At 71.7% G+C, this 24,123-nt stretch carries 21 protein-coding genes; 5 read left to right on the top strand and 16 right to left on the bottom strand.

The window, feature by feature from the left end:
* Positions 1–102: 102 nt before the first annotated feature.
* Together AOA12_RS02865 and AOA12_RS02860 are read left to right on the top strand one after the other, a co-directional pair.
* The gene (locus tag AOA12_RS02865; protein ID WP_054679893.1) at positions 103–801 is read left to right on the top strand and encodes a hypothetical protein; all 699 of its coding nucleotides are present in this window, start codon (positions 103–105) and stop codon (positions 799–801) included.
* Positions 798–1,511, top strand: a complete 714-nt coding sequence (locus AOA12_RS02860; protein ID WP_054679890.1) for a hypothetical protein — start codon at positions 798–800, stop codon at positions 1,509–1,511. The genes AOA12_RS02865 and AOA12_RS02860 overlap by 4 nt, the downstream gene beginning before the upstream one ends.
* A gap of 365 nt (positions 1,512–1,876) precedes the next feature.
* Here the strand turns inward: AOA12_RS02860 and AOA12_RS02850 are convergent, their stop codons facing one another.
* The 3 genes from AOA12_RS02850 to AOA12_RS02840 form a co-directional block, all read right to left on the bottom strand.
* Complete coding sequence (locus tag AOA12_RS02850) at positions 1,877–3,220, bottom strand: hypothetical protein (protein ID WP_197281045.1); 1,344 nt, start codon at positions 3,218–3,220, stop codon at positions 1,877–1,879.
* Between the two features lie 43 nt (positions 3,221–3,263).
* Positions 3,264–4,151, bottom strand: a complete 888-nt coding sequence (locus AOA12_RS02845; protein WP_054679883.1) for an SMP-30/gluconolactonase/LRE family protein — start codon at positions 4,149–4,151, stop codon at positions 3,264–3,266.
* Positions 4,152–4,278: 127 nt separating this feature from the next.
* Complete coding sequence (locus tag AOA12_RS02840; RefSeq protein WP_054679879.1) at positions 4,279–4,842, bottom strand: thioesterase family protein; 564 nt, start codon at positions 4,840–4,842, stop codon at positions 4,279–4,281.
* A gap of 75 nt (positions 4,843–4,917) precedes the next feature.
* Here AOA12_RS02840 and AOA12_RS02835 point away from each other — a divergent pair, with 75 nt between their 5' ends.
* Positions 4,918–5,421 (top strand): GNAT family N-acetyltransferase, encoded by a 504-nt coding sequence (locus AOA12_RS02835; RefSeq protein WP_054679876.1) that lies wholly within the window; start codon positions 4,918–4,920, stop codon positions 5,419–5,421.
* Positions 5,422–5,573: 152 nt separating this feature from the next.
* Here AOA12_RS02835 and AOA12_RS02830 read toward each other — a convergent pair whose 3' ends face one another.
* The 5 genes from AOA12_RS02830 to AOA12_RS02810 all read right to left on the bottom strand — a co-directional run bounded on the left by AOA12_RS02830 (position 5,574) and on the right by AOA12_RS02810 (position 12,110).
* On the bottom strand, positions 5,574–6,998 hold the full coding sequence (locus AOA12_RS02830; RefSeq protein ID WP_054679874.1) for an MmgE/PrpD family protein: 1,425 nt from the start codon (positions 6,996–6,998) through the stop codon (positions 5,574–5,576).
* Positions 6,995–8,452: an aldehyde dehydrogenase gene (locus tag AOA12_RS02825; protein ID WP_231637165.1), complete on the bottom strand. Its 1,458-nt coding sequence runs from the start codon at positions 8,450–8,452 to the stop codon at positions 6,995–6,997. Before AOA12_RS02825 ends, AOA12_RS02830 begins: the two co-directional genes overlap by 4 nt.
* Before the next feature lie 190 nt (positions 8,453–8,642).
* Complete coding sequence (locus tag AOA12_RS02820; protein WP_054679867.1) at positions 8,643–10,343, bottom strand: cytochrome b/b6 domain-containing protein; 1,701 nt, start codon at positions 10,341–10,343, stop codon at positions 8,643–8,645.
* Between the two features lie 2 nt (positions 10,344–10,345).
* The gene (locus AOA12_RS02815) at positions 10,346–11,323 is read right to left on the bottom strand and encodes an electron transfer flavoprotein subunit alpha/FixB family protein (protein WP_054679864.1); all 978 of its coding nucleotides are present in this window, start codon (positions 11,321–11,323) and stop codon (positions 10,346–10,348) included.
* Positions 11,324–11,333: 10 nt separating this feature from the next.
* A complete protein-coding gene (locus AOA12_RS02810) occupies positions 11,334–12,110 on the bottom strand; it encodes an electron transfer flavoprotein subunit beta/FixA family protein (RefSeq protein WP_054679861.1) in 777 nt (258 codons plus the stop codon).
* Between the two features lie 187 nt (positions 12,111–12,297).
* On the opposite strand from AOA12_RS02810, the gene AOA12_RS02805 reads away from it, so the two are divergent.
* The gene (locus tag AOA12_RS02805) at positions 12,298–13,131 is read left to right on the top strand and encodes an SDR family NAD(P)-dependent oxidoreductase (RefSeq protein WP_054679858.1); all 834 of its coding nucleotides are present in this window, start codon (positions 12,298–12,300) and stop codon (positions 13,129–13,131) included.
* 22 nt (positions 13,132–13,153) lie between these two features.
* Here the strand turns inward: AOA12_RS02805 and AOA12_RS02800 are convergent, their stop codons facing one another.
* Entirely contained in the window at positions 13,154–13,942 is a 789-nt protein-coding gene (locus AOA12_RS02800) for an SDR family NAD(P)-dependent oxidoreductase (protein WP_054679855.1), read from the bottom strand.
* Between the two features lie 12 nt (positions 13,943–13,954).
* Entirely contained in the window at positions 13,955–14,731 is a 777-nt protein-coding gene (locus AOA12_RS02795; protein ID WP_054679852.1) for an enoyl-CoA hydratase-related protein, read from the bottom strand.
* A 199-nt stretch (positions 14,732–14,930) separates the two neighbouring features.
* Between AOA12_RS02795 and AOA12_RS02790 the strand changes: the two genes are divergently transcribed.
* Entirely contained in the window at positions 14,931–16,862 is a 1,932-nt protein-coding gene (locus AOA12_RS02790; protein ID WP_054679849.1) for a flavin-containing monooxygenase, read from the top strand.
* A gap of 143 nt (positions 16,863–17,005) precedes the next feature.
* Here the strand turns inward: AOA12_RS02790 and AOA12_RS02785 are convergent, their stop codons facing one another.
* From AOA12_RS02785 to AOA12_RS02760, 6 genes are all read right to left on the bottom strand, one after another.
* A complete protein-coding gene (locus tag AOA12_RS02785; RefSeq protein WP_054679846.1) occupies positions 17,006–17,806 on the bottom strand; it encodes an SDR family NAD(P)-dependent oxidoreductase in 801 nt (266 codons plus the stop codon).
* Positions 17,803–18,705, bottom strand: a complete 903-nt coding sequence (locus tag AOA12_RS02780) for a hypothetical protein (RefSeq protein WP_197281044.1) — start codon at positions 18,703–18,705, stop codon at positions 17,803–17,805. Before AOA12_RS02780 ends, AOA12_RS02785 begins: the two co-directional genes overlap by 4 nt.
* A 53-nt stretch (positions 18,706–18,758) precedes the next feature.
* Positions 18,759–19,841 carry an ABC transporter substrate-binding protein gene (locus AOA12_RS02775; protein WP_054679842.1) on the bottom strand — a complete coding sequence of 361 codons (1,083 nt, stop codon included), beginning with the start codon at positions 19,839–19,841 and terminating at the stop codon, positions 18,759–18,761.
* 52 nt (positions 19,842–19,893) lie between these two features.
* The gene (locus AOA12_RS02770; RefSeq protein WP_054679839.1) at positions 19,894–20,961 is read right to left on the bottom strand and encodes an ABC transporter substrate-binding protein; all 1,068 of its coding nucleotides are present in this window, start codon (positions 20,959–20,961) and stop codon (positions 19,894–19,896) included.
* A 77-nt stretch (positions 20,962–21,038) separates the two neighbouring features.
* Positions 21,039–22,778, bottom strand: a complete 1,740-nt coding sequence (locus tag AOA12_RS02765; RefSeq protein ID WP_054679835.1) for an ABC transporter permease — start codon at positions 22,776–22,778, stop codon at positions 21,039–21,041.
* A complete protein-coding gene (locus AOA12_RS02760; protein ID WP_082405877.1) occupies positions 22,775–23,956 on the bottom strand; it encodes an ABC transporter ATP-binding protein in 1,182 nt (393 codons plus the stop codon). Before AOA12_RS02760 ends, AOA12_RS02765 begins: the two co-directional genes overlap by 4 nt.
* Between the last annotated feature and the right edge of the window lie 167 nt (positions 23,957–24,123).

Below are 24,123 nucleotides of genomic sequence, written 5' to 3'. Positions count from 1 at the left end.
GCGGCGGACGCTGTCCTCGGGCCCGGCGGAGCTCTGCATGAGCCATCGTCTCGGGCACGCCTCTGTCATTCTCGCACGGGCGTGCCGCCGTAGGCTGGATCGGTGACCACGTCCGAGCCCCGCCGCAGCGACACGGAGAGCGGCGGCGACGGCGCGCCGCTGCGCCGTCGCCGCGTGCGCGAGAGCCACGGCACGCGCGTGCGCAAGCTCGCCGACCGGGTGCCCACGGCGTGGTTCGCGACGATCGGCACCGCGCTGTTCCTCGCCGCCACGGCGGCGTTCGGCGGGTTGAACACGGCGGTCGCCGACGAGACGCCGGTCGTCGAGCTGTCCGCGGGCGAGACGCACGCGAACGACCAGTTCTCCACGACGGTCGTGCGCGCCCTGCTCATCGACCACCTCTCCCCGGCCGGCGTCTTCGCCGACGACGGCAAGCGCGCGCTCGTGCTCATCGTCGACGTCGAGAACGTGTGGGACGCGCCGCAGCGCACGATCGGCGTGCTCGGCGGCTTCTCCGACACCCTGCGCATCGCCGAGCTCGGCGACCAGAAGCCGGCCGGCGCGGCGCGCATGGACGACCAGACGCGCGACCCCGAGCTGCAGCCGGGCCTTCCCGCGCAGCTCGCGTTCGCCTGGCAGGTGGATGCCGACGCCTTCGCCGAGGGCGACGAGATCACGATCGTGCTGCACGACCAGACGATGCACACGGGCGTGCTCTTCGTCGAGGGCCGCAGCTGGGGCGATCCCGTCGAGCGCGCCCGCGTGACCGTGCGCCTCGACGATGCGGGAGCGCCGTCATGACCGAGACCGCGGGCGAGACCCCGACCGAGGACGCACCGCAGACCGCTGGCGCCGATCCCGCCGAGACGGGCACGACCGTGCGGGGACGCACGAGACCGTGGATGACATGGGCCGCGGCGATCGCGCTGCTCGCGGTCACGTGGGGCGTGGCGCAGATCACGCCGCCCTCCCGCGCGGCCGAGGCCCCGTTCGTCGTCGCGGCGCAGGTCGGCGAGCAGGCGGTGGGCCGCGATCTGGTGGTCACCGTCACCGGCATCCGTCTCAGCGACGGCGCGCACGGCACGTCGGCCGCCGACAGCCGGATGCGCTGGGAGGCGGAGGGCACGTGGCTCGTCGCCGACCTCGTCGCCGAGGCCCGCGTGAGCGACTTCGGCGCCCTGCTCTCGCTGCAGGAGCTCGTCGTCGACGGCGTGCACTACTCCGCGAGCGACCGGCCGGTGTCGGCCCGCGGCCTGCAGCTGCGCACGGCGCTGCCGCAGGCGGGCGGCATCGCCTTCGAGCTGCCCGCGCGCGCCGCCGCGGCGGACACCGCCGTGCTGCGGCTGGGTCTCGACCGCGACGACCGGCTCGACTCCGTCATCGAGCTGACGATCGACCTGCCCTCCGTGGAGCGGGTGACGGATGCCGAGGTCCGCGTGCCGGAATGGACGGCCCCCGGGCAGTCGACGACCGGCTCCCCCGCTCCCGAGCCCTCCGGGGGCGCATCGTGAGCTGGCTGCGTCGCAACGCCCTCGCCCTCGGCGTGCTCGTCGTGCTGCTGGGCGCGTCGGCCGCCATCGTCGGCGGCGTGCCGTGGCGCGCCTACCACGGGGCATCCGATGCGATCGTCGTCGACGGCACGGCGACGCTCGCCGGGGCGACCTTCTCCGACGGGCGCCTCGAGCCGCTGCCCGGCGACAGCGACGTCGAGGTCGCGCCGGGCGCCGAGGGGCTCGTGTTCGTCGTGGACGTCGATCCGGGCGACACGCCGCCGCTCTGCCTGCCCCCGCTGCTGCGCGAGCAGGCCGGCGCCGGGCGCGAATGGTCGGTCAGGCCGACGTACTGGTCCGACCCGGATCGCACGACCGGGTGCCGGTCAGACGTCGACGCCCCCTACACGATCGCGACGCCCTTCGTCGTCCCCGCCGGCACGGGCCCCGTCTTCGTCGACCTCAGGGTCGCCGAGGAGGGATCCTTCCTGCGCTTCGCCTTCGACCGCTGAGGCGGCCTCCGCCGGCGCGAGCCGCCGCAGCGTGACGTCGTAGGCCGCCGCGACGAGGGAGATGCGCACGGGCTCGATCAGCAGCGGGGGGATCATCGTGAGCGCCGGCCACAGCACGACCCAGAAGGCATCGGCGTCGTGCGGTCCGAGCAGGCGCGTCACGCCGATCAGCACGAGCTGCTGCACGAGCAGCAGCACCGTGAACAGCAGCACGTACGACGAGATGAGCAGCGGCCCCGCGCGCCACATCAGCACGACCGCGCGACCGATCGGCCGGAAGCGCGACACGACGTCGCCGACGACGTCGTTCAGCCGGCGACGCAGCCAGCCCGGCGCGACGCGGTAGCGCTCGCGCGCCGTCTCCACGAGCCGGCCCGACAGCTGCGGCGCCTGCGCCGCGACGGCCTGGCCGTAGATCACGCCGGCGATCGTGAGCCACGCGAGCGGCAGCAGCACGAGGCCGCCCGCCTGGCCGACGAGCCACAGCACGGCATCCCAGGCCCACGCGAGCGGCGCGATCCGTTCGCCCAGCCACGCGCGCGCATCGGCGAGCCACACCATGCCCTGCCGTTGCTGCACCCACCCGGAGAAGCCGCCGATGAGCTCGGACAGCACGAGCACCGAGAAGAAGACCCACACCGTCTCGAGGTACACCGCGAGGATGTCGACGGCGCGCGGCAGCCGGTCGCGATGACGCTTCAGCAGCAGTCGCGCGACGAACGCGACGACGATGAGGGCGAGCACGAGCGGCCCCGTGCCGAGGTCGTCGATCGTCCCCTCGGTGAGCACCTCCTGTCCCGTGACGATGCTCTGCATGCGCAGCCCGCTCTGCACGCGCAGCGCGCGGGCGATGTAGTCGATGACATCGTCGCTGAGCATCTTCCATGCCGCGTAGAACGCGAAGAACGGGAGGATGCCGCCGAGCAGCGCATCGACGAAGGCGCGTCGCCGGTCGCGCGGCGCGGCCGGTCGCGGGGCGAGCGCGTTCAGCGTCGCGAGCCCGTCGCGCACGACGAGGAGCATCGCGACGAACGAGACGAGACGCGCGAGCACCGCGAGGGGCAGGATGAGCAGGCCGCCGAGCGCCGTGAACGCGCCGACGAAGGCCGCGAGCTCGATGACGAGGTATCTGGCGAGGAGGCCGGCCAGGTACCACGCCAGGAGGGCGGGCCAGTGCATCGCCAGCACCCGGCCGGCGCGCGCGAGCATCGGGACCATGAGACCACGCTAGCGCGGCCGGCACGGGGCGCCGGCCGCCGCGTCAGGCGGCGGGGACCTCCACGCGGGTCGCGATGATGCGGCCCTCCGTGGTCTTCTTGCGCTCCTCGGGGTCGAAGCCGGGCGCGACGCAGAGGAACAGCGTGTGACCGTCCTCGCCGCCGAGCGCCGCGGCGAAGACGCCGTCGTTCGGGGCGATCTCGTCGACGACGCCGCGCTCCGGGTGCACGCGCAGCACGCGCCCGTGGGTGAAGTCGGCGACCCACACGGCGCCCTCGGCGTCGACAGCCGAGGTGCCGTCGGGCGCGACGGCCAGGTCGCCGAGCGCGCCGAACGCGTCGGTGTTGTCGGTGGGGTCGCCGAACCGCGCCCATTCGCGACGGCCCGTGAGGGTGCCGTCGGGCTGCACGTCGAAGGCGGTCAGGCGGTTCGCGTACGACTCGCTGATCACGAGCACGTCGTCCTTCACGAAGGTGCCGCCGTTGGGGAAGTACAGGTCGTCGGCGGCGACGGCGACCGTGCCGTCGGGGTCGACGCGGAGGAGCGTGTTGGACCGCACCGCGTCGCCTCCGAACAGGTCGAAGCCGAAGTGGCCCACGTAGGCGTGGCCCGCACGGTCGACGGCGAGGTCGTTCATCCAGCCGACGATGCGCCCGTCGAGATCGGCGTGCACGACGAGGCTGCCGTCGTGCTCGCGGCGCAGCAGCTTGTACTCGAGCATGCTGCTGATCAGGAGCCGCCCGTCGGGGAGCCAGCCGAGTCCGGAGGGCTGGTCGTCCAGCTGCGCCTCGAGGCGCAGGTCGGTGCCGTCCTCGCGCACCGACTGCACCCGGTGCGTGTAGAGGTCGGAGAAGAACAGACGGCCGTCGTGCCAGCGCACGCCCTCCGTGAACGTCTGACCTTCCACCACGTTGTGGAACTCGCGAGCCATGTCATCCTCCTGAACGACGCTGTTTGCACAAAAAGTATTCGATATCGAATCTACAAGAAGAAGGCACGGCAAGGCCTCTCGCGGGGACGGCAACGCGGACGATGCGGGGGTCAGCGCCGGAGCATCGCTACCAGGTCCACACGCTGGGCGCGGGCGCCTTCGTGGAGGGCAGCGCGGATCCCTCGGCCCACGCGCTCACCCACGCCGGCAGCGGCGGAAGGTCGTCGGGCCGGCCGACGGCCGCGAACAGCTCCTGCATCGGGAGCACGCCGCCCCCGCGGCGCAGGAACCGCGCTCGCACGATCATCTCGGCGTACACCTCGCCGTCGACCACGGCGCGGTGTACCTGATAGACGGCCTTGTCGTCGTGCCCGAGCAGCCGCGTCTCGACCGTGAAGCGCTGCCACAGCTCCAGCGACTTGCGGAACGACACGGTCTCGGCGGCGACGACCGCGTACCAGCCGCGCGCGTTCATGGCATCCCACAGGCCCGTGCGCACGAGCAGGTCGAAGCGCCCGAGGTCGAACAGCGAGGCGTAGCGCCCGTTGTTCATATGCCTGAGCAGATCGATGTCCGTCGGCAGCGTGCGCAGCCGGATCCGGCCCACCGACGTCATCGGCATGCGCCCCTTGCGACGCAGCAGCATGCGGGCTCGCAGCAGCGTGAGGATCGTTCTCCACCATACGTTCACCCGCAGGATCGTACTCGTCCACCCTTGCCGACAGCCGATTTCGCGATTGCTCGGAGCGCACGTAGAGTACCGGCCATGGTAGCCGAGCTCATCGATGTGATCGTCCGCCCCGTGCGGAGTGTGGATGCCGAGGCGCTCGGCCGCGTGCACGCACAGTGCTGGCATCAGACCTACGACCACCTGATCAGCACCGCCGCCCTCGAGAAGGTGTCGCCGCGCCGCCTGGCCGAGCTGTGGACGCACTGGGCCGACCAGGGCGACGACTACCGCATGGTCGCCGCGCTCGTCGACGGCGAGATCGTGGGCTTCGCCGGCTCGGGTCCCGCCCGCGAGAGCGACGCCCCCAGCGAGCGCGAGCTGTACTTCATCTACCTGCTCGACTCGTTCCACGGCACGGGCATCGGCCAGAAGCTGTTCGACGCCGTGATCGACGCCGGCGAGGGCGTGTACCTGTGGGTCGCGGAGGACAACCCCCGCGCGCACCGCTTCTACGTGCGCAACGGTTTCGTGCTCGACGGCCACTCGCACACCGAGCCCTTCCTCGGCGAGTCGCTCACCGAGGTCCGCTTCGTCCGCTGACACCCCCACGTTTCCCTCGCACCGCGAGATGGTGGGTTTCTCGCCGAGACGGTGTCCACCGTCTCGGCGAGAAACCCACCGTCTGGGCGAAGAGGACACCACGTCGGCGATAAGCCCACCGTCTCGGCGGAGGAGGGCGCGGGGCGGGGCCGTCAGGCGGGGGTGACGGCGCGGATGAGGGCGGGCATGGGGTCGTCGGCGGCATCCAGCTCGGCGACGACCGCGATCGCGTCGGCGATCTGATCCGGCGAGAGACGGCCGGCGGCGTTGGTCTCGAACTTGGCCGCCAGCTCCTGCCAGCTCATCGCGGTCGACGGATCGTCGGTGGGCGTCCCCTTGGGGATCTCCCCCTCCTCGACGAACACGCGCCCGCGGGCGGTGATCTCGACGCGCGAGGGACGCACGCGGTGGTCGCGGCCGTAGGCCGACGCCCACTCGGGATGCGGCTCGAACGCGACGCGCCCCATGAGGGCGAGCACCGACGGATCGTTCACCGTCTCCGGCGCCTGCCAGCGCGGACCGGGCGCGATGCCGTGAGCCGCGAGCGCGAGCCCGTGCGCGATGCTGAACTGCGCGTCGACGACGTGCCCGATGTCGCGGTTGAGCCACAGCGGATGCTCGACCCATGCCTCGCCCCATGCGCGGATCGACTCGATCTCGCCGGCGGCGATGCCGTTGTCGGCGACCGCCTTGGCCGTGACGTCGAGCAGGCCGTGCAGCACGCGGCAGTGCGGGTAGGGCTTGTAGACCTGCTCGGCGGGGAAGCCCCAGCGCTCACCGAGGTCGCGAAGGATCTCCGAGGGCTCCCAGCGCCCCGTCGCGATGAAGCGCGCGTAGCCGAACTCGGCGTCGTCGAGCACCTGCCGGTCGCCGCGATGCCCGAGCTCGGCCATGCAGGCGGCGGTGAGCGCCGACTGCGTCAGCGCCCCCGCCAGGAGGTACTTGAACGTCGTGGCCGGGGCGTGCGCCAGCCACGTGCGCATCGTGTTCGGCGGCGCGATCGTCGGGGCCAGCGCGAGCGCGCTCGCCAGGGTCTCGGCATCCTGCCCGCGCAGCATGCCGACCGCCGCGGTCGCGCCGAACACGGTGCTGCTGAACCCGAGCACGGGCGACAGCACGATCTCGCCCTCGGGCGTGACAGTGCGGTGATAGTCCATCGCCTTGCCGAGGCGGTTGCTCATCTCATGCGCCACCGCGACGGCCGCGATGAGCCGCCGACCCGAGCTGCGGCGCGCCTCGGCCTCGGCGAGCGCGCCGGGCAGCACGTAGGGCACGACGTGCCCCGGCGGCAGGACCGCGTCGTAGTCGAGGGCGTTGATGAGCTCGCCGTTCGCGAAGGCGGCGCCGAAGACGCTCGAGCGGTGCCGCGTGCCCAGGATCGCGGCGTCCGTGCCGCCGGCCCCGAGCAGGCGGCCGAAGTCGATGCCCGCCGCGCCCTTCGGGTGGTCGGTCGCCCCGATCGCACAGCCGACCGAGTCGAGCACGAGCCTCTTCGACTCCTCGACCACGACGTCGGGCAGCGTGTCGAACGCGCTCTGCAGCGCGAAGGCCGCGAGCCTGTCGACGATCGTGGTCACGGCGCCGACAGCCTCGCCGCGTAGTCGGCGCCGATGCCGTACGACTTGATCTCGACGTACGCCTCGAAGCCCTCGACGCCGGCCTCCCGGCCGATGCCGCTGGTCTTGAACCCGCCGACGGGAGACTGGAATCCCACGACGTTGCCGTTCAGCTCCACGGTGCCGGTGCGCATGCCGCGCGCCACCTCGAGCGCGCGCCCGACGTCGGAGGCGAAGACCGAGCCGCTCAGGCCGTAGTCGGTCGCGTTGGCGATGTCGATCGCCTCGTCGACCGTGTCGTACTCGAGCACCGACAGCACGGGCCCGAAGATCTCCTCGCGGGCGATCGTCATGTCGGGCGTGACGTCGGTGAACAGCGTCGGCTGCACGAACCAGCCGTGCTCCAGGTCGGCGGGGCGTCCGCCGCCCGTGACGAGCCGCGCGCCCTCGTCGCGGCCGACGCCGATGTAGCGCTCGACCATCGTCCGCTGGCGCTGAGCGACGAGCGGGCCGATGTCGGTCACGGCATCCTTCGGATCGCCCACGTGCAGCGACTCCAGCATGTCGACGACGCGGTCGACGAGCTCCTTCTTGCGCGAGCGCGGCACGACGATGCGGGTCTTGTTGCTGCACACCTGACCGCTGTTGCGCAGCGACAGGGCGCGGATCTGCGGCAGCACGATGTCGAAGTCGGCGTCGTCGAGCACGACGGCGGCCGACTTGCCGCCGAGCTCCAGCGTGACGCGGCGCAGGTCGCGCCCGCACACCTCGGCGATGCGACGGCCGGCCGCCGTCGACCCCGTGAACGAGACCTTGTCGACGCCGCGGTGCGAGATGAGGTACTCGCTGCTCTCGCGGTCGGCCGAGACGATGTTCAGCACGCCGGCCGGCAGTCCCGCGGCCTCGGCGGCGTCGGCGTAGAACCGTGCCGACAGCGGCGTCTCGGGCGACGTCTTCAGCACGACGGTGCAGCCCGACAGCAGGGCCGGGCCGAGCTTGAGCGAGGCGACCAGCAGCGGCGCGTTCCACGGCACGACCGCGGCGACGACCCCGACGGGCTCGCGCGTGATGAGCGAGGTGCCCATCGCCCCGGGGCGCACCTGGCTCCACTGCACCTGCGGGGCCGCGTCGATGAACGCGTCGAGCATGAGTCGCGGTCCCATCGCCTGCATGGTCTTGGAGAGCGTGATGGGGCAGCCCATCTCCTCGGTCACCGCGAGCGCGATCTCCGCCTCGCGCTCGGCGAGGTGCGCCGTGAACCTCTTCATCGCCGCGATGCGCTCGTCGAGCGTCAGGCGCGGCCAGGGGCCCCGGTCGAACGCCTCGCGGGCGGCCGCGACCGCCCGGTCGACGTCCTCCCGCGACGCGTCGGGCACCGTGCCGATCACCTGCTCCGTGTACGGAGAGATCACGTCGATGCGTGCGGTCGAGAGCGGCTCCACCCAACGTCCGCCGATGTACAGGCCTTCGGTCATCATTGACTCCTCGCGTCTCGGTCGGCCCTCGCCGTGGCGCCGACTGCTGCCGACTCTACCAAGAATGCATCAAATATTTCATGCGCGCGGTGCCCTGTCCCCGCAGGCCCCCGAGGGGACGGATGCCGAGAAGCGCATCGCGCCGGCATCCGAAGAGAGGATGCCGGCGCGATGCGCGGGGATGCCGTGATCAGCGGCCGCTGACGTTTCCGAACAGTCGGGCGATCGGGCTGAGCACCAGGGGGCGCGCCGCGATGACGGCGCCGACGGTGACGACGAGCGACAGGAAGAAGAGCCAGAAGCCCGTCCAGTTGGCGGCGTACTCGACGCCGTCGACCGATCCCTGTGCCGCGAACATATGGTTGAGGTTGCGCAGCGCACCCGTCGCGAACACCAGGATCACGTGGATGATGATGAACGCCACGAAGTAGAGCATCGCGGGGAAGTGCAGCTTGCGCACGAACTCGAGGGGCAGCAGGTTGCTGAGCTTCTCGTTGTTCTTCGGCCACATCGCGCTCATCCGGAATCCGGTGATCGCAGAGATCGGCGCGGCGATGAAGATCGTCGTGAAGTAGGCCAGCTGCTGCAGCGAGTTGTAGTTGACCCAGCCGTTCTCGGTCGGCCAGTCGAGCGACACGTAGTGCAGCGCCGCCGACAGCGCGTTGGGGAAGACCTCCCAGCTCGTGGGGACCACGCGCATCCACTGCCCCGTCACGAAGAGCAGCACGATGAAGACGGCACCGTTGACGAGCCACAGGACGTCGAGCGACACGTGGAACCACTGCGTGAGGCTCATCTTGCTCTTCGGGTTCTTCTTCGACGACCAGAACGCGGCCGGACGCTTCTCTCCGCGAATCTGCAGACCCGAGCGGATGATGAGCGTCATCAGGAAGAAGTTGAGGAAGTGCTGCCAGCCGAGCCAGGCCGGGAAGCCCACGGGAGCGCCCTCGGGCAGGTGGTACTCGCCCGGGAAGCGCGCCTGGAAGTCCTGCATGAACTCGAGGCTCAGCAGGAAGCGCACGGCGACCACGGCCATGGCCGCGAGCAGCAGCAGCGCGGCACCGCCGAAGAGCACGACGATCGCCCACTGCCCCTTGCTGAACGGGCCGATGAGCGTGCGCTCCACGGGCGCGGGGCGCGTGTCGGCGTTCTTGCCGGCCCACACCGTGCGCGGCAGCGTCAGCGGCGGGCGCGGACCCTCGGCGACGGCGACGGGTGCCGCGGCCGGAGCCGGGGCGGCGGCAGCCGCGGGAGCAGAAGCAGCGGCGGGAACGCCGGCGGCCGGAGCCTGCGCGACCGGGGCGGCGGCGACGGGCGCTGCGGCGACCGCCGCGACGACCGTTCCGGCCGGGGGCCACGGGTCTCCGCCGGCCGTGCGCGGCAGGCCGCGACGCACCGACGACCCCGCGGGGGCCAGCTGCACGCCGGAGCCTCCGGCGGCCACGGCGACGGGCGCAGCCGCGGCGGGCGCGGCGGCGGCCTCCGCGGGCGCGGCGACCTCGGCGGGCGCGGCAGCGGCGGGCGCCACGGCCGCGGCGGCGGCCGGAGCCGCGGCGACGACGACGGTGGATGCCGGGGGCCACGGCTCGCCGCCGGGCACACGCGGCAGCCCGCGCCGCAGCGTCACCGTGGCCGCCGGAGCGGCCGCGACGACCGGCGCCGCAGCGGCAGCCGGGGCCTGCGCGGCCGGAGCCGGGGCCTGCGCGGCCGGGGTCTCGACGACGGGCGTCGCCGCGGGAGCGGGGGCCTCGGCCGCCGGGGCCGCGGGAGCGGTCACCGGGGCCGCAGCCTGCGCGGCGACCTCAAGGGGGGCGTCGCCGGCGGGCGGCCACGGGTCGCCACCGGGGCGCCGGGGCAGCCCGCGCCGGAGTGTCGCGCCGTATGTCGCCATGCTTACTTCGCCTTGTTCGCCTCGAGGGCGGAGATCAGCTGCGGGACGACCGTGAACAGGTCGCCGACGATGCCGAAGTCGGCGACCTCGAAGATCGGCGCCTCGGCGTCCTTGTTGATGGCGACGATGGTCTTGGACGTCTGCATGCCCGCCTTGTGCTGGATCGCGCCCGAGATGCCGAGGGCGATGTAGAGCTGCGGCGCCACGGACACGCCCGTCTGGCCGACCTGGTGCGACTGCGGGATGTAGCCCGCGTCGACCGCGGCGCGCGAGGCGCCCACGGCCGCGCCGAGCGCGTCGGCGAGCTGCTCGACGAGAGCGAACTGGTCCTTCGAGCCGAGGCCGCGACCGCCGGAGACGACCTTCGCGGCGCCGCGCAGCTCGGGCCGCGACGAGGTCGCGACGAGCGCCTCGAACGACTCGACGACGGCGGCGGGCTTGTCGGAGGCCGTGACCTGCAGCGCCTCGACCTGCACCGGCTTCGCGTCGGCGCGCGCGTCGACGGCGCCCTGGCGCAGCGTCACGACGAGCGGGCCGAACGTGGCCGCGCTCGTGACGTTGTACGCGCCGCCGTAGACGGAGTGCTGTGCGACGATGCCCTCGTCGTCGCGGGCGACGCCCACGGCGTCGGACGCGATCGCAGCGCCCACGCGGGCGGCGAAGCGGCCCGCGATGTCGCGGCCGTCGATCGAGTTGGAGACGAGCACGGCGTCGGGACGCACGAGCTCGACGGCGGCGGCGAGCGCGTCGACCGCGCCGGCCGAGAGCGCCTTGGCGTCGGCGGGCGTCGAGGTCAGCACCGTCGCGGCGCCGAGCCCCGCCGCGGCGGCGGGCAGGTCGGCGTTGTCGGAGACGACGAGGGCGACGGGCGTGCCCACGAGCGAGGCGGCGCCGAGCAGGCCGGCGGACGACCCGGCGAGGGCGCCGTCGGGCGTGACGTCGAGCAGGACGAGGATCGAGTCTGCGGCGAAATCGGTCATGGTGTGCTCCTTACGCCAGTCGGTTCTCGATGAGGTATGCGGCGAGCTTCTCGCCCGCGTCGCCCTCGTCGACGATCTTGATGCCGGCACCGCGCGGAGGCTTCTCGCTGATGGCGGTCACGATCGACTGGGGAGCGACCGTCGGGTCGATCTCGACGCCGAGGTCGGCCAGCGAGACCGTCTCGAACGGCTTCTTCTTGGCCGCCATGATGCCCTTGAAGTTGGGGAAGCGCGCGTCGGGCAGCGCCTCGGTCACGGAGATGACCGCGGGCAGGTCGGCCTTGACGGTGGCCACGCCGGCGTCGGTGACGCGGGTGCCCGTGACGGAGGACTCCGAAATCTGCACGGAGGTCAGCGCGGTCGCGTGCGGCACGCCGAGGTGCTCGGCGATCATCGCGGGGATGAGCCCGCCCGAGCCGTCGGTCGACACGTTGCCCGTGATCACGAGGTCGAAGCCGGTGCGCTTGACCGCGGCGGCGAGCGCCTTGGCGGTCACGCCCAGGTCGGCGCCGGCGAGGGCCTCGTCGGCGACCTGCACGGCGCTGGCCGCACCCATCGCGAGCCCCTTGCGGATCGAGGCGGCCGCTGCCTCGGCGCCCATGGAGACCACGACGATCTCCGTCCCCGCGTTGGCGTCGGCATACGTGAGCGCTGCTTCGAGCGAGCGCTCACCGATCTCGTCGAGCACCCGCTCGGACGCCTCACGATCCGCGAGCCCGGTCTCCAGGCTGAGCTTGCGGTCGGTGTATGTGTCCGGAACTTCCTTGACTAGGACAACGATCTTCATCGGCCACCTCCGGGGCTATATTCTGCCATGTCTCAGGCAACTCACATGACCACGGCCGCCCGCCGCTGTATAAGGGTGACCTAACCCGGCGGCGGGCGATCCGGCGGCGTGGTCGCCGAGCCGCGCGACGTCGATTCGACGCAGCACCGGACCACCATCGAGATAATCAGGCAGCTAATCTATCTCTATGGACCATCTCACCGATCGCACCTGGCTCGTGACGGGCGCGTCGTCGGGCCTGGGCGAGGCCATCGCCCGGGCCGCGCACGCCGCCGGCGCCCGCGTCGCCGGAACCGCGCGCGAGCTCGGCCGCCTCGACGGGCTCCCCCGCGACGAGCGGATGCTGCGCGTCGCCCTCGACCTCGCCGATCCGGCATCCGTCGACGCCGCCGTCGCACGCGTCGAGGCGGAGCTGGGCCCCGTCGACGTCGTCGTGAACAACGCCGGCTACGGCCTGCTCGGCGCCGTCGAGGAGACCTCCGAGGCCGAGGCGCGCGCCCAGTTCGACGCGAACTTCTTCGGCCCTGCGCTGCTGACCTCACGACTGCTCGCCGGGCTGCGCGCGCGGCGGCGCGGCGCGATCGTCAACGTGTCGTCGGTGAGCGGCGTGCGGGGCGCCGTCGGCTCCGCCTACTACGCGGCGTCGAAGCACGCCCTCGAGGGCTGGTCGAACGTGCTGCGCGTCGAGCTCGCCGACCACGGCATCCCCGTGCTCGTGGTCGAGCCGGGCGCCTTCCGCACGCAGTTCTTCGGCCGCTCCCGCGTGCTCACCGCCGATCGGCTGCCCGGCGTGTACCCCGGCGTCGACGCCCGCCGCGCGGCCGAGGTGGATGCGACGGACGCCCAGCCGGGCGATCCCGAGCGCGGCGCGGCCGCGATCCTGCGGGCGCTCGCCTCGGATCCGCCGCCCCGCCGGCTCGTGCTCGGCACGGGCGCGGTGCGGCTCGTGCGCGAGACGTTCGAGGAGCGCCTCGCGGAGGTCGGCGAGTGGCGCGCCGTCTCGGAGTCGGCCGACGGATGACGCCGGCCGGCTCCGGCACGGGTCAGCTCGCGTAGACGAAGCGCTTGGCGGTGCCGCCGTCGACCAGCAGCGCCTCGCCGCTGACCCACGCGGACTGGTCGGTGAGGAAGAACATGAGCGCCGAGGCGATGTCGCTCGGCTCGCCGGGGCGCCCCAGGGGCGTGCGCTCCGTCCAATACTCGTAGAAGCCGTCGTCACGGTGACGCTCCTGCATCCGCGGCGTGCGGATCTGGCCCGGCGAGACCGCGTTGACCCGGACGCGCGGCCCGTACTCGACGGCGGCGCTGCGCACGAGGTTCAGCAGACCGGCCTTCGCGGCCCCGTACGCCGCGTGCTGCGGCGCCGATCGCAGGCCCGAGACGGAGCCGACGAAGACGATCGATCCGCCGTCGGTCATGACGCGCGCGCCGAGCTGGAGCACGTAGAACGCCTGCGTGAGGTTGAGCCGGAGGGCCCTCTCCCAGTCCTCGTCGGCGTACTCGTCGATCGGCGTGAGCTGCGACGCGCCGATGATGTCGGCGATGCCGTGGATGCGGCCGAACTCCGCCTCGATCTCGCCGAAGAGCCGCTCCACGTCGGCACGGCTCGTGACGTCGGCGGCCTTCGCGGTCCCGCCCGTCTCCGCCGCGGCGGCCTCGGCGAGACCCCTGTCGAGGTCGAGGCAGATGACGTGCGCCCCGAGCGCGGCGGCGGCCCGGCTCGTCTCCAGACCGATGCCCTGGCCCGCTCCGACGACGAGGACGGTGCGGCCGTCGAGCCGCGTGCGCGCAGCGTAGTCGACGACGGCCGTGTCCGGGTTCTCTGTGCTCATCGGTCCAGCCTCTCAGCGATGACGGAACTGCGGCTCGCGGCGGTCGCGGAACGCCGCCATGCCCTCGGACCTGTCGTCGAGCGCGAACATCGACGTGAACAGGTGTTTCTCGTACCGCAGACCCTCGGCGAGCGTCGTCTCCTGCGAGGAGAGGAGCGCGGCCTTGGCGGCGTAGACGACGGGGCGGGACCTCGCCGCGATCCCCTCGGCGACCCTGGTCGCCTCGGCGAGCAGCTCGTCGGCGGGCACGACGCGCGAGACCAGGCCGGCCCGCTCCGCCTCCTCGGCCCCCATAAGCCGTCCGGTGAGCACGAGCTCGGCGGCCTTGTAGCGGCCGATCGCGCGCGGCAGACGCTGCGTGCCGCCGATGCCGGGGATCACGCCGATGTTCACCTCCGGCTGCCCGAACCGGGCGGTGTCGGCCGCGAGGATGATGTCGCACATCATCGCGAGCTCGCATCCGCCGCCGAGCGCGAAGCCCGCGACGGCGGCGATCACGGGCGTGCGCAGGCGGCCGAAGTCGCCCCACGTGACGAAGGGGTCGTCGAGGTACATGTCGACGAAGTCCTTGTCCGCCATCTCCTTGATGTCGGCGCCGGCCGCGAAGGCCTTCTCCGAGCCCGTGAGCACGATCGCGCCGATGTCCGGGTCGCCGTCGAGCTCCCGGCCCGCGAGGACGATCTCGCGGATCAGCTCGGCGTTCAGCGCGTTCAGCGCCTCCGGCCGGTCGAGGGTGATGTACCCGACTCCGTTGCGGCGGTCGACGAGGATCGTCGCATACTCCGTCATTGGTCCTCCTGGGTGCGCAGCTGGGTGCGCAGCGCTTCGATGTGCATTCAACTTAGTGCAAATGGTAAACTTATTGCACCCATAGTACGAACACCGGCATCCGTTCTCCTGAGCCCATGCCGGCGGCCGACGCAAGGATGCCGTCCCCGTCGACACTGTGGGGCGATTCGAGGACGATAGCCAGGGAGGCCAGCCGAGCATGACCATTGCAGAGACACAGTCGGAGAGCACCGACGAGACCACGCGGGAGCAGGTGCAGCGCGCGATCGCGCACGCCGACCTCAACGCGCTGCGCCTCGCGATCTACCAGGCGACGGGCGACGCCGATCTCCTCGACGTGCGCCTGACCAGGGTCGCCCAGCGCGGCGGCTCGGTAACGAAGATCGACGTGGACGAGCGGGACGCGCAGAAGGTCAAGGACGCGGCGCTCGCGTTCCTGCTCGACCGCCCCGCCGGCTTCACGCCGCGCGTGCCCACCGATGACGAGGCGCGCGCGATGATGGAGAACTTCTGGGACCACAGGATCGAGAGCGACGACGAGTTCGTCTTCCGCCGCGACATCCTCGCATTCGACGAGTTCACCCGGCCGGCGGAGTGGCACGTCGACGAGCCTCGGATCCCCGAGGGCTTCCGCGTCGCGATCATCGGCTCCGGCTTCAACGGCCTGATCCTCGCGATCCACCTGCAGCGCCTCGGCATCCCCTACACGATCTTCGAGCGCCGCGGCGAGCTCGGCGGCACGTGGAGCATCAACACGTATCCCGACGTCCGCGTCGACACCCTGAGCTTCGGATACCAGCTCAGCTTCGTCAAGGACTACGACTGGACCGAGTACTTCGCGACCGGCGCCCAGGTGCGCGACTACATGGAGCACGTCGCGAAGGAGCTCGGCGTCTATGAGCACATCCAGTTCCACAGCGACGTGAAGAGCGTCGCCTACGACGAGAAGAGCGGCACGTGGACGCTCGACATCGAGCTCGACGGCGGCCGCGAGCAGACGCACGCCTCGGTCGTCGCGGCGGCGACGGGCCTGTTCAACGCCCCCGCGAAGCTCACGATCCCCGGCGCCGAGACCTTCCGCGGCGACATCCTGCACACGACCGCATGGCCCGAGGGCTATTCGCTCGAGGGCAAGCGCGTCGCGGTCATCGGCAACGGCTCCACGGGCGTGCAGACGATGCCCCGCATCGCCCGCGAGGCGCAGCACGTCTACACGTTCGTGCGCACGCCGCAGTGGATCAGCCCGCGCGAGAACTACGGCATGCCGCTCGAGGAGGAGACCCGCTGGCTGCTCAAGAACGTGCCCTACTACCGCAACTGGATCGTGTACTCGACCGTCGCGATGGGCCTGTCGACGCAGGCGATCCAGGAGATCGACCGCGACTGGGTCGCACAGGGGGGCCTGTTCAACGAGCGCAGCGACCAGTTCCGCAAGAACCTCACCGACTACATCTACGGGCAGCTCGAGGGGCACCCCGAGCTCGCCGAGCAGCTGATCCCCGACTTCCCGCCGATGGCACGGCGCATGATCGTCGACAGCGGCTGGTATCGCGCCCTCACGCGCGACAACGTCGATCTCGTGCGCGACCCCATCGAGCGCATCTCGGAGAAGGGCATCGTCACGGCCGACGGCACCGAGATCGAGGTCGACCTGATCGTCTCGGCGGTCGGGTTCGCCGTCGACAAGTACCTCTGGCCGATGGAGGTGCACGGCCGCGGCGGACGCTCCATCGAGGACAAGTGGAACGCCTACGACGGCCCCCGCGCCTACCTGGGGATGCTGGTGCCCGAGTTCCCCAACTTCCTCGTCCTCTACGGCCCGAACTCGCAGCCCCGCTCCGGCTCCTCGATCCAGGCGTGGTTCGAGCAGTGGACGCGCTACATCGCACGGCTCATCGTCGCGACGATCGAGGCGGGCAAGAGCAGCTTCGAGGTCACCGAAGAGGCCCTCACGCGATACAACGACGAGATCGACGAGGCGTCGAAGGACCTCGTGTGGTCCGACCCGACATCGCGTGAGCGCAACTACTACATGCGCGGCGAGCGCAACCTGGTCAGCTCCCCCTGGCGCGTGGAGGACTACTACCGCCGTCTCGACACCCCCGACCTGACCCACTTCGACCTGCGCTGACCCGCACGCCCCGCTTCCGCACCTCCCCGCGAGACTGCATCAGCGGGACGAGACTGCACGCCTGAACGGCAGTCTCGTCGCGCTGGTGCAGTCTCGCCTTTTCGGGGGGGGCAGGCGAGGGGGCGAGGCGGCGAGGGGGTGGGTCAGTAGCCGACGGGGTCGCGGTAGGGGCCGGCGAGGTGGCCGCCGTCGACCGTGAACTGGGCGCCCGTGCAGTACGACGACTCGGCGGAGGCGAGGAAGAGGGCGAGCGCGGCGACCTCGTCGGGCTCCCCCATCCGGGCGATCGCCTGCCGCGAGATCGTGCCGCGCAGGCGCGCGCCGCGTGCCGCGTCGGCGAACGACGCGTCGACGATGGGCGTGCGGATCACCCCGGGATGGATGGAGTTCACCCTGATGCCCAGCGGCCCCAGCTCGGGCGCGATGGAGCGCGTGAGCCCAGTGAGCGCGGTCTTGGCCGCCGCATAGCTGGCGACCCCGGCGATGCCGGCGAGACCGTCGATCGACGAGATGTTGACGATCGAGGCCCCGCCGCCGCTCTCCCGGCCGCTCTCCTCCAGCAACGGCAGCATCGCGCGCATCCCGTAGTAGGCGCCGTGCACGTTGACGTCGAACAGCCGGAGGTGGTCCTCGATCGGCAGCGCGTCGAACCGCCCCGCGACCGGCGACCCGATGCCCGCGTTGTTGACGAGCACGTCGAGACGGCCGAAGTCGCGGGAGACGTGCTCCGCGGCATCCGCCCACTCGTCGACCCGGGTGACGTCGAGGTGCCGGTAGACGGCGCGCCCGCCGATCGACCGCGCCAGCTCCGCGCCGCGCGCGTCGTCGACGTCGGTGAGGACGACGACGGCGCCCTCGGCGGCGAAGAGCCGGGCCTCGGCGGCGCCCTGGCCGCTCGCGGCGCCCGTGATCACGGCGATGCGGCCGTCCAGGCGACCGGTCATCGCAGCTGGTCCTCATAGAGCGTCGTGCCCATCCGCGCCGGGACGAACGGGGCGACGAGCGTCGCCTCACCGCGCCCGCCGCGGTGCGCGAGCTCGATCTCCTGTTCGAAGAAGTCCCAGCACGCGCGCGGATCCTCGGTGAGGAACCACAGCACGGTGACGCGCCGGCCCTCGTTGGCCACGCCCTGCAGCGCGGCGTAGTTCTCGGGCTTCATGCCCTTGAACGGCGGGTTCACCCGGAACAGGATGGCGCACCACACGGGGCCGCCGGGCGTGATGCGCGACGGCAGGTGCTCGTCGAGGATCCAGTCCTCGAGCGCCCCGCGCTCGTCGGCGCTCGGCGCGTCGAAGACCTCCAGCACGAGGCCCGGCGACGGGTCCATGAGCGAGAACATGTCGTGCGGCACGGTCTCGTCGACGTACACGGTGCCGACGCGGTCCTGGAACGACGTGAAGACGTGCGTGCGGTCGCGGTTCACGTCGCCGATCGAGACGAGGTAGCTGTTGGCCGCGCTGGTCCACCGCTTGTGCTCCTCGACGCGCCCCTGCGTCACCCAGTAGGTGCCGAGGTATTTGCCGTTCTCGAGCGGCTCGGCGACGGGCGACGTCGCGGGGCGCCGCAGCTCCTGCAGCGCGCGCGGGGCGACCCAGCGCCGCCCCGCGAACATCCACGGCTCCTGCAGCGCGCCGTTGAAGAAGTGGCTGTCCTCGTACCACCGGTTGTATGCGTGCTCGTGCCCCTCGTGGGGCTCGACCATCGTGATGAGGGCGTGGCCCAGGACGGGGGTGTGCGGGCCGTCCCACGGGAGATCCGTGTACGGATCGCCCGTGGGGACGTGCCCGCGGTCGGCCGCGCTCTCGCGCGGGGGCTCGGGGGGTGTGCGTCTCACGATCGCCATGGACGGTCGCCTTTCTCTCGGGTCCTCTTGCGTCTTCTCTCCGCCGCCGGCCGCTACTGCAGGCGCAGCAGTTCGACGACGCGGGGCAGGTCCTCCTCCACCTGCTGCGCGCTCGGCGGCGCGACGGCGTCGGCGGGCAGGCTCAGCACGCCGCCGCCGAGGTCGCCCAGCGGCGACGCCGAGACCTCCGCGGAGTTGTAGATGCGCGACCCCTCCTCACCGACGAGCCACTGCACGAACAGCCGGCCCGCGTTCGGATGCGGGGCGTCGGCCACCAGGGCGACCCAGTTGCGGCCCGTCACGGTCGGCTCGCTCGGCGTGACCATCGCGAGCGGCAGCCCCTGGTCGATCGACGGCTGCGTCGACCCGGGCGTGCCGGCGATGAGCAGCCCGCCCTCGCCCGCGCCGACGAGCTGCGTGCCGGGCACGGTGCTCGCGGTGAGCAGGAAGTCCTGGTCGGCGATGGCCTCGAGGAACGGCTCGCCGAGCCCCTCGTCGCGCAGCAGCACGCTCCAGTACTGCGCCCACGCGTTCGAGCCGCGGGGGTCGGCGATGACGATCTGGCCCTTGAGCTCCGGTGCGAGCAGGTCCTCCCATGTCTGCGGCGCGACGTCGCCGAGCACGTCGGTGTTGTAGACGATCACGGGCAGGTTGACGCCCGTCGTCAGGCCCGCGCCGCCGGGCAGCGCGAACTCGGCCGGATAGCCCTCGAAGTCGGCCGGGTCGAGCGTCTCGGTGAGGCCCTGCTCGTGCATGTCGACGAAGAAGGTCTCCGCGACCGTGAGCAGCACGTCGGCCTGCGTGTTCTCCGCCGCCGCCTCGGCCTGGAAGCGCTGCGCGATCTCGTTGCTCGTGAGGCGGACGACGTCGACCCGCACGCCGTACTCCTCCTCGAACGCCTGCGCGACCGTCTCGGCTCCCGTCGGGGTGGTCCCCGTGTACCACGTGAGCGAGCCCTCGGCCTGCGCCGCCTGCACGAGGTCGTCGGCCGTCTCCGACCCGGTCGCCGCGGGGTCGGGGGCGTCGCCCGCACCCGGCGAGCACGCGGCGAGGGCCAGGGCGCCCGCGACGGCGAGGGCGGCGGCGGACGTACGGCGCGCGCGGCGGGCGAGGGGGGTGTGCGTGAGCGTGATCATGATGCTCCTCCGGTGTTCTGTGGGGCGACGTGCGGGTCGGGCGACCGCGCCGTCAGAGGCCGAGCAGTCTGAGCACCTCGGGCAGATCGGCCTCGATCTGCTCCGGGTCGGGAACGGTCACGCCCTCGGGCAGCGGGATGGCGCCCGGGATGTCGCCGAGCACGGATGCCTGCTTGTGCGCCTCGTTGTAGACCGACTGCCCCTTCTCGCTGAGCGCGAAGTCCAGGAACAGCCGCGCGGCGTTCGGGTGCGGCGCCTCGGTGGCGATCGCGGCGTACTGCAGGTAGACGTGCGCGGGGTCGGACGTGATCGTCTGCTCGAGCGGGGCGCCCGCGGCGATCAGCTCGTCCTGCGTCGACACCGTCGATCCGACGAGCACGCCGCCCTCCCCCGAGCCGACGAGCTGCGCGCCGGGCACGGAGCTGTCGACGACCTGGCGGATGCCCTGCGCGGCGAACTCCTCGATGAAGGCGGGTCCGTATCGCTCGTCGTGCAGCAGCACGCTCCAGAATCCGGCCCACGCCTGCGACGACCGCGGGTCGGTGAGGATGATGTTGTCCTTCAGCGCGGGGTCGATCAGGTCCTCCCACTCCGTGAACTCGTAGTCGGGGAGCACCTCGGTGTTCCACACGATGACGTCGGGACCGATGCCGATCACGGCGCTCGCGCCGTCGTCCTGGATGTACTCCGCGGGAAAGCCCTCCAGCGACGGGATGTCCTGGGCGGTGAGGTCGACCGACCAGTCGTTGGCCCGCGCGGATTCGAAGAACGCCGCATTGACGGTGCTGAACACGTCGACCTGCACGTTCTGCGCGCTCACCTCGGCCTCGACGCGCTGCGCGAGCGGGGCGCTGGTGAGGCGCTGGATCGTCACGGCGATGCCGTACTCGTCGGTGAACGCGTCGGCGAGCGCCTGCGCGGCCGACTCGGTCGAGCCCGTGTACCAGACGAGCGATCCCTCCGCCTTCGCGGCCTCGATCAGCTGCGCGTGCCCGGTGTCGCCGCCGGGCTCCGACGTCTCCGGCGGCGTGTCGCCCCCGGTCGACGAGCAGCCGGCGACGGTCATCGCCGCGGCGACCGCGAGGGCGGCCAGCGCCAGTCTTCCTGCCGAACGCTTCATCCTGTGTCTCTCCTTCGTTGGTGCACGGGTGCGCGGATGCGCGGGGTCGTCTCTGTGCGGGATGCCGCGGGCCCGCGTCAGCGGCCTCCCCGCCTGTTGCCGAAGAACATCAGCAGCAGCGTGACGGTGGTCGTGACGACCGTCATGATCACGCCGAGCGCGGCGATCGTGGGGAAGGTGCCGTTCTGCCAGAGGTCGATCATCACGAAGCCGACGACCGGCGCCCCGGTGCCCGACAGCAGCGCCGAGCCGGTGACCTCGCTCATGTTGAGCACGAACAGCACGACGGCCCCTCCCGCCAGGCCCGGGAGCATGAGCGGGAGGATGATGCGGGTCAGGGTGCGCACCTCCGACGCGCCGCTCATCGCGGACGCCTCGCTGAGCTCCCTCGACAGCTGGGCGTACGAGCTGGATGCCGACACGTAGGCCTGCGGCATGTAGAACACGATGTAGGCGAGCAGCAGGATCAGCAGGCCGCCCGACATCCGGAACGGCGGCGGCGCCAGGGCGGCGAGGAACGCCACGGCGATGACGAGGTGCGAGAGGCCGCCGGGCGCCTTGGCGAGCGCATCGAGGGCGCGCGCGAGGAAGCCGCCCCGGGTGGCTGCGTAGAGGGTGATGAGCGTCGCGACGACCAGGGTGATGAGCGCGGCGGCGACCGACAGCACGATGCTGTTGACGAGCGCGAGGCTCGTGATGCGGTTGTCGAACATCACGGTCTTGTAGGCGTTGAGGCTCAGCCCCTCGAACGTGATGACGGGCGACCAGTAGCCGCGCAGCGAGACGTAGACGAGGCCGAGCAGCGGGATGACGGACGACAGCGCGACGAAGACGATCATGATCGTGCGCGCGACGATGTCGCCCGCGACTCCGAGGTCGACCTTGGCCGCGCCGACGCCGCGGCCGCCGATCTGCGCGTGCCCGCCCTTGGTGCCGAGCCATCGCTGCAGCACGGAGAGGGTGACGACGACCACGAGCAGGAAGGCGCTCAGGGCCACGGCCTCGGCGAGGTAGGGCGGATACGACTGGGTCAGCAGCGTGTACACGCGCACCGCGAGCACGTCGATGCGGGCGCTCGTCCCCACGATCACGGCGATCGAGAAGGTGCCCAGGCCGATCACCAGGCCGATGAGCACGCCGCCGAAGATCGCCTGACGGATCGCGGGGATGGTGACGCGGAACAGCGTCGCGACGGGTCCGCGCCCCGAGACGCGCGAGGCCTCCTCGAGCGCGGGGTCCAGCCGCGACAGCGCCGCCGAGACCGGCAGATAGATGAACGGGATGATGTTCAGCATGTAGAGGAAGACGAGTCCGCTGAAGCTGAAGATGTTGATGGGCCCCTCGGCGGGCGCGATGCCCAGCGGCGTCAGGACGTAGTCGCGGAGCGCGACGTTGAGGATCCCCGCGCGCGGTGCCAGCAGGAACACCCAGCCGACCGTGCCCGCGAGGGTGGGGACCAGCAGGGGCGTGAGCGGCAGCACCGAGGCGATGAATCCCAGCCGCGCCGACGTGCGCTCGTTGAGCCACGCGAATCCGACGGCGATCGCGACGGCGAGCACGGTGGAGAGCACGACGACGATCGCGGTGTTGAGGAACGTCTGGCCGATGTCGGGCAGCGCGAGCGCGTTCGCGAACGGCTCCACGCCCGGAGTGTCGCCCGTGACGAACACCTGGATGAGCACCGTCGCGATCGGGAAGACCAGCAGCACGCCGAACGCGAGGCCGAGCACGATCGCGACGATGTCGAGCGGCCGCAGCCGGACGCGGGCCTTCCGCCGCGGCGCCGCGACCGGGGGAGCGATGTCGACGATCGTCATCGCTCGTCCTCGACGGGGAAGACGCGCAGGTCGTCGACGTCGACGTGCACGTGCACGCGCTCACCGCGGGCCAGCGACACCGTGCGCGGGGTCTGCACGCGGATCTCGCCGTCGCCCGTGTCGACGATGGCCTCCGAGTGCGAGCCGAGGAAGCGGCTGAGCAGGAACTCGCCCGGGATGCGCAGGCCCGGCCGATCGGCCGGCTCGCCGAGCACCGTGCGCTCAGGGCGCCAGATGACGTAGACGTCGTCGCCCGCCGCGACCGCGCGACCGCCCGTCGGCAGCGGGAGGACCTGGTCGTGCTCCACGCCGCCGACGTGGGCGACGAGCGTGTCGTCGCCCACGCGCGTCACGCGGGCGCGCACCTCGTTGGCGACGCCGACGAACTTGGCGACGTACCGGGATGCCGGGTGCTCGTACACCACCTCGGGGCGGTCGAGCTGGGCGATGCGTCCGTTGCGCAGCACGGCGACGCGGTCGGCGAGCTCCATCGCCTCCGCCTGGTCGTGCGTCACGTAGATCGCCGTGAAGCCGATCCTCGCCTGCATCTCGACGAGCTGCAGGCGCAGCTCCTCGCGCACCTTGGCGTCGACGTTCGACAGCGGCTCGTCGAACAGGATCAGGCGCGGCTCGCCCACGAGGGCCCGCGCGAGCGACACGCGCTGCTGCTGACCGCCCGAGAGCCGGCCGGGCAGCTGGCCGGCGACCTCCGAGACGCCGACCATCGCGAGGGCGCGCTCGACGCGCTCGCGCCGTTCGGCGCGCGGCACCTTCGCCGACTCGAGCGGATAGGAGACGTTGCGGGCGACCGTGAGGTGCGGCCAGAGCGCGTAGCTCTGGAAGATCATGCCGAGCTTGCGCCGCTCGGGCGCGACCTCGATCTCGCGCGCCCCCGCGCCCTTCTGCACGACGCGCGAGCCGAGGATGTCGATGGCGCCCTCGTCGGGCGACTCCAGGCCGGCGATGCAGCGCAGCAGCGTGGTCTTGCCGCATCCCGACGGACCGAGCAGCACGATGAACTCGCCCTCGGCGATCGTGAGCGAGATGTCGTCGACGGGCTTGATCAGCGTGCCGTTGGCGCGCTTGAACGACTTCGTGACGTTCTCGATCGTCAGCGCGGCCGGCGGCGCCGTCGCGGCCTTCCCCGTCTCCGGCGTGATCGTCGACTGCTGGGTCATCGCACACTCTCCCTCGAGTCGGTCGCCCTTCGTCGCGGCGACCTAAACAGTTATCTTATACAACTATGTCTCGCATGCACAGTGGTGCACCCTTTCACATGGACAGCACACAGGGTAACCTCCAATCATCTGTATCAGTTATCTAATAAGCGACGCACACCGCTCGC

This window comes from Microbacterium sp. No. 7 (assembly GCF_001314225.1).
In the GTDB taxonomy this organism is placed as follows: Bacteria; Actinomycetota; Actinomycetes; order Actinomycetales; family Microbacteriaceae; genus Microbacterium.
This window is presented reverse-complemented; position numbering and strand designations above follow the sequence as displayed.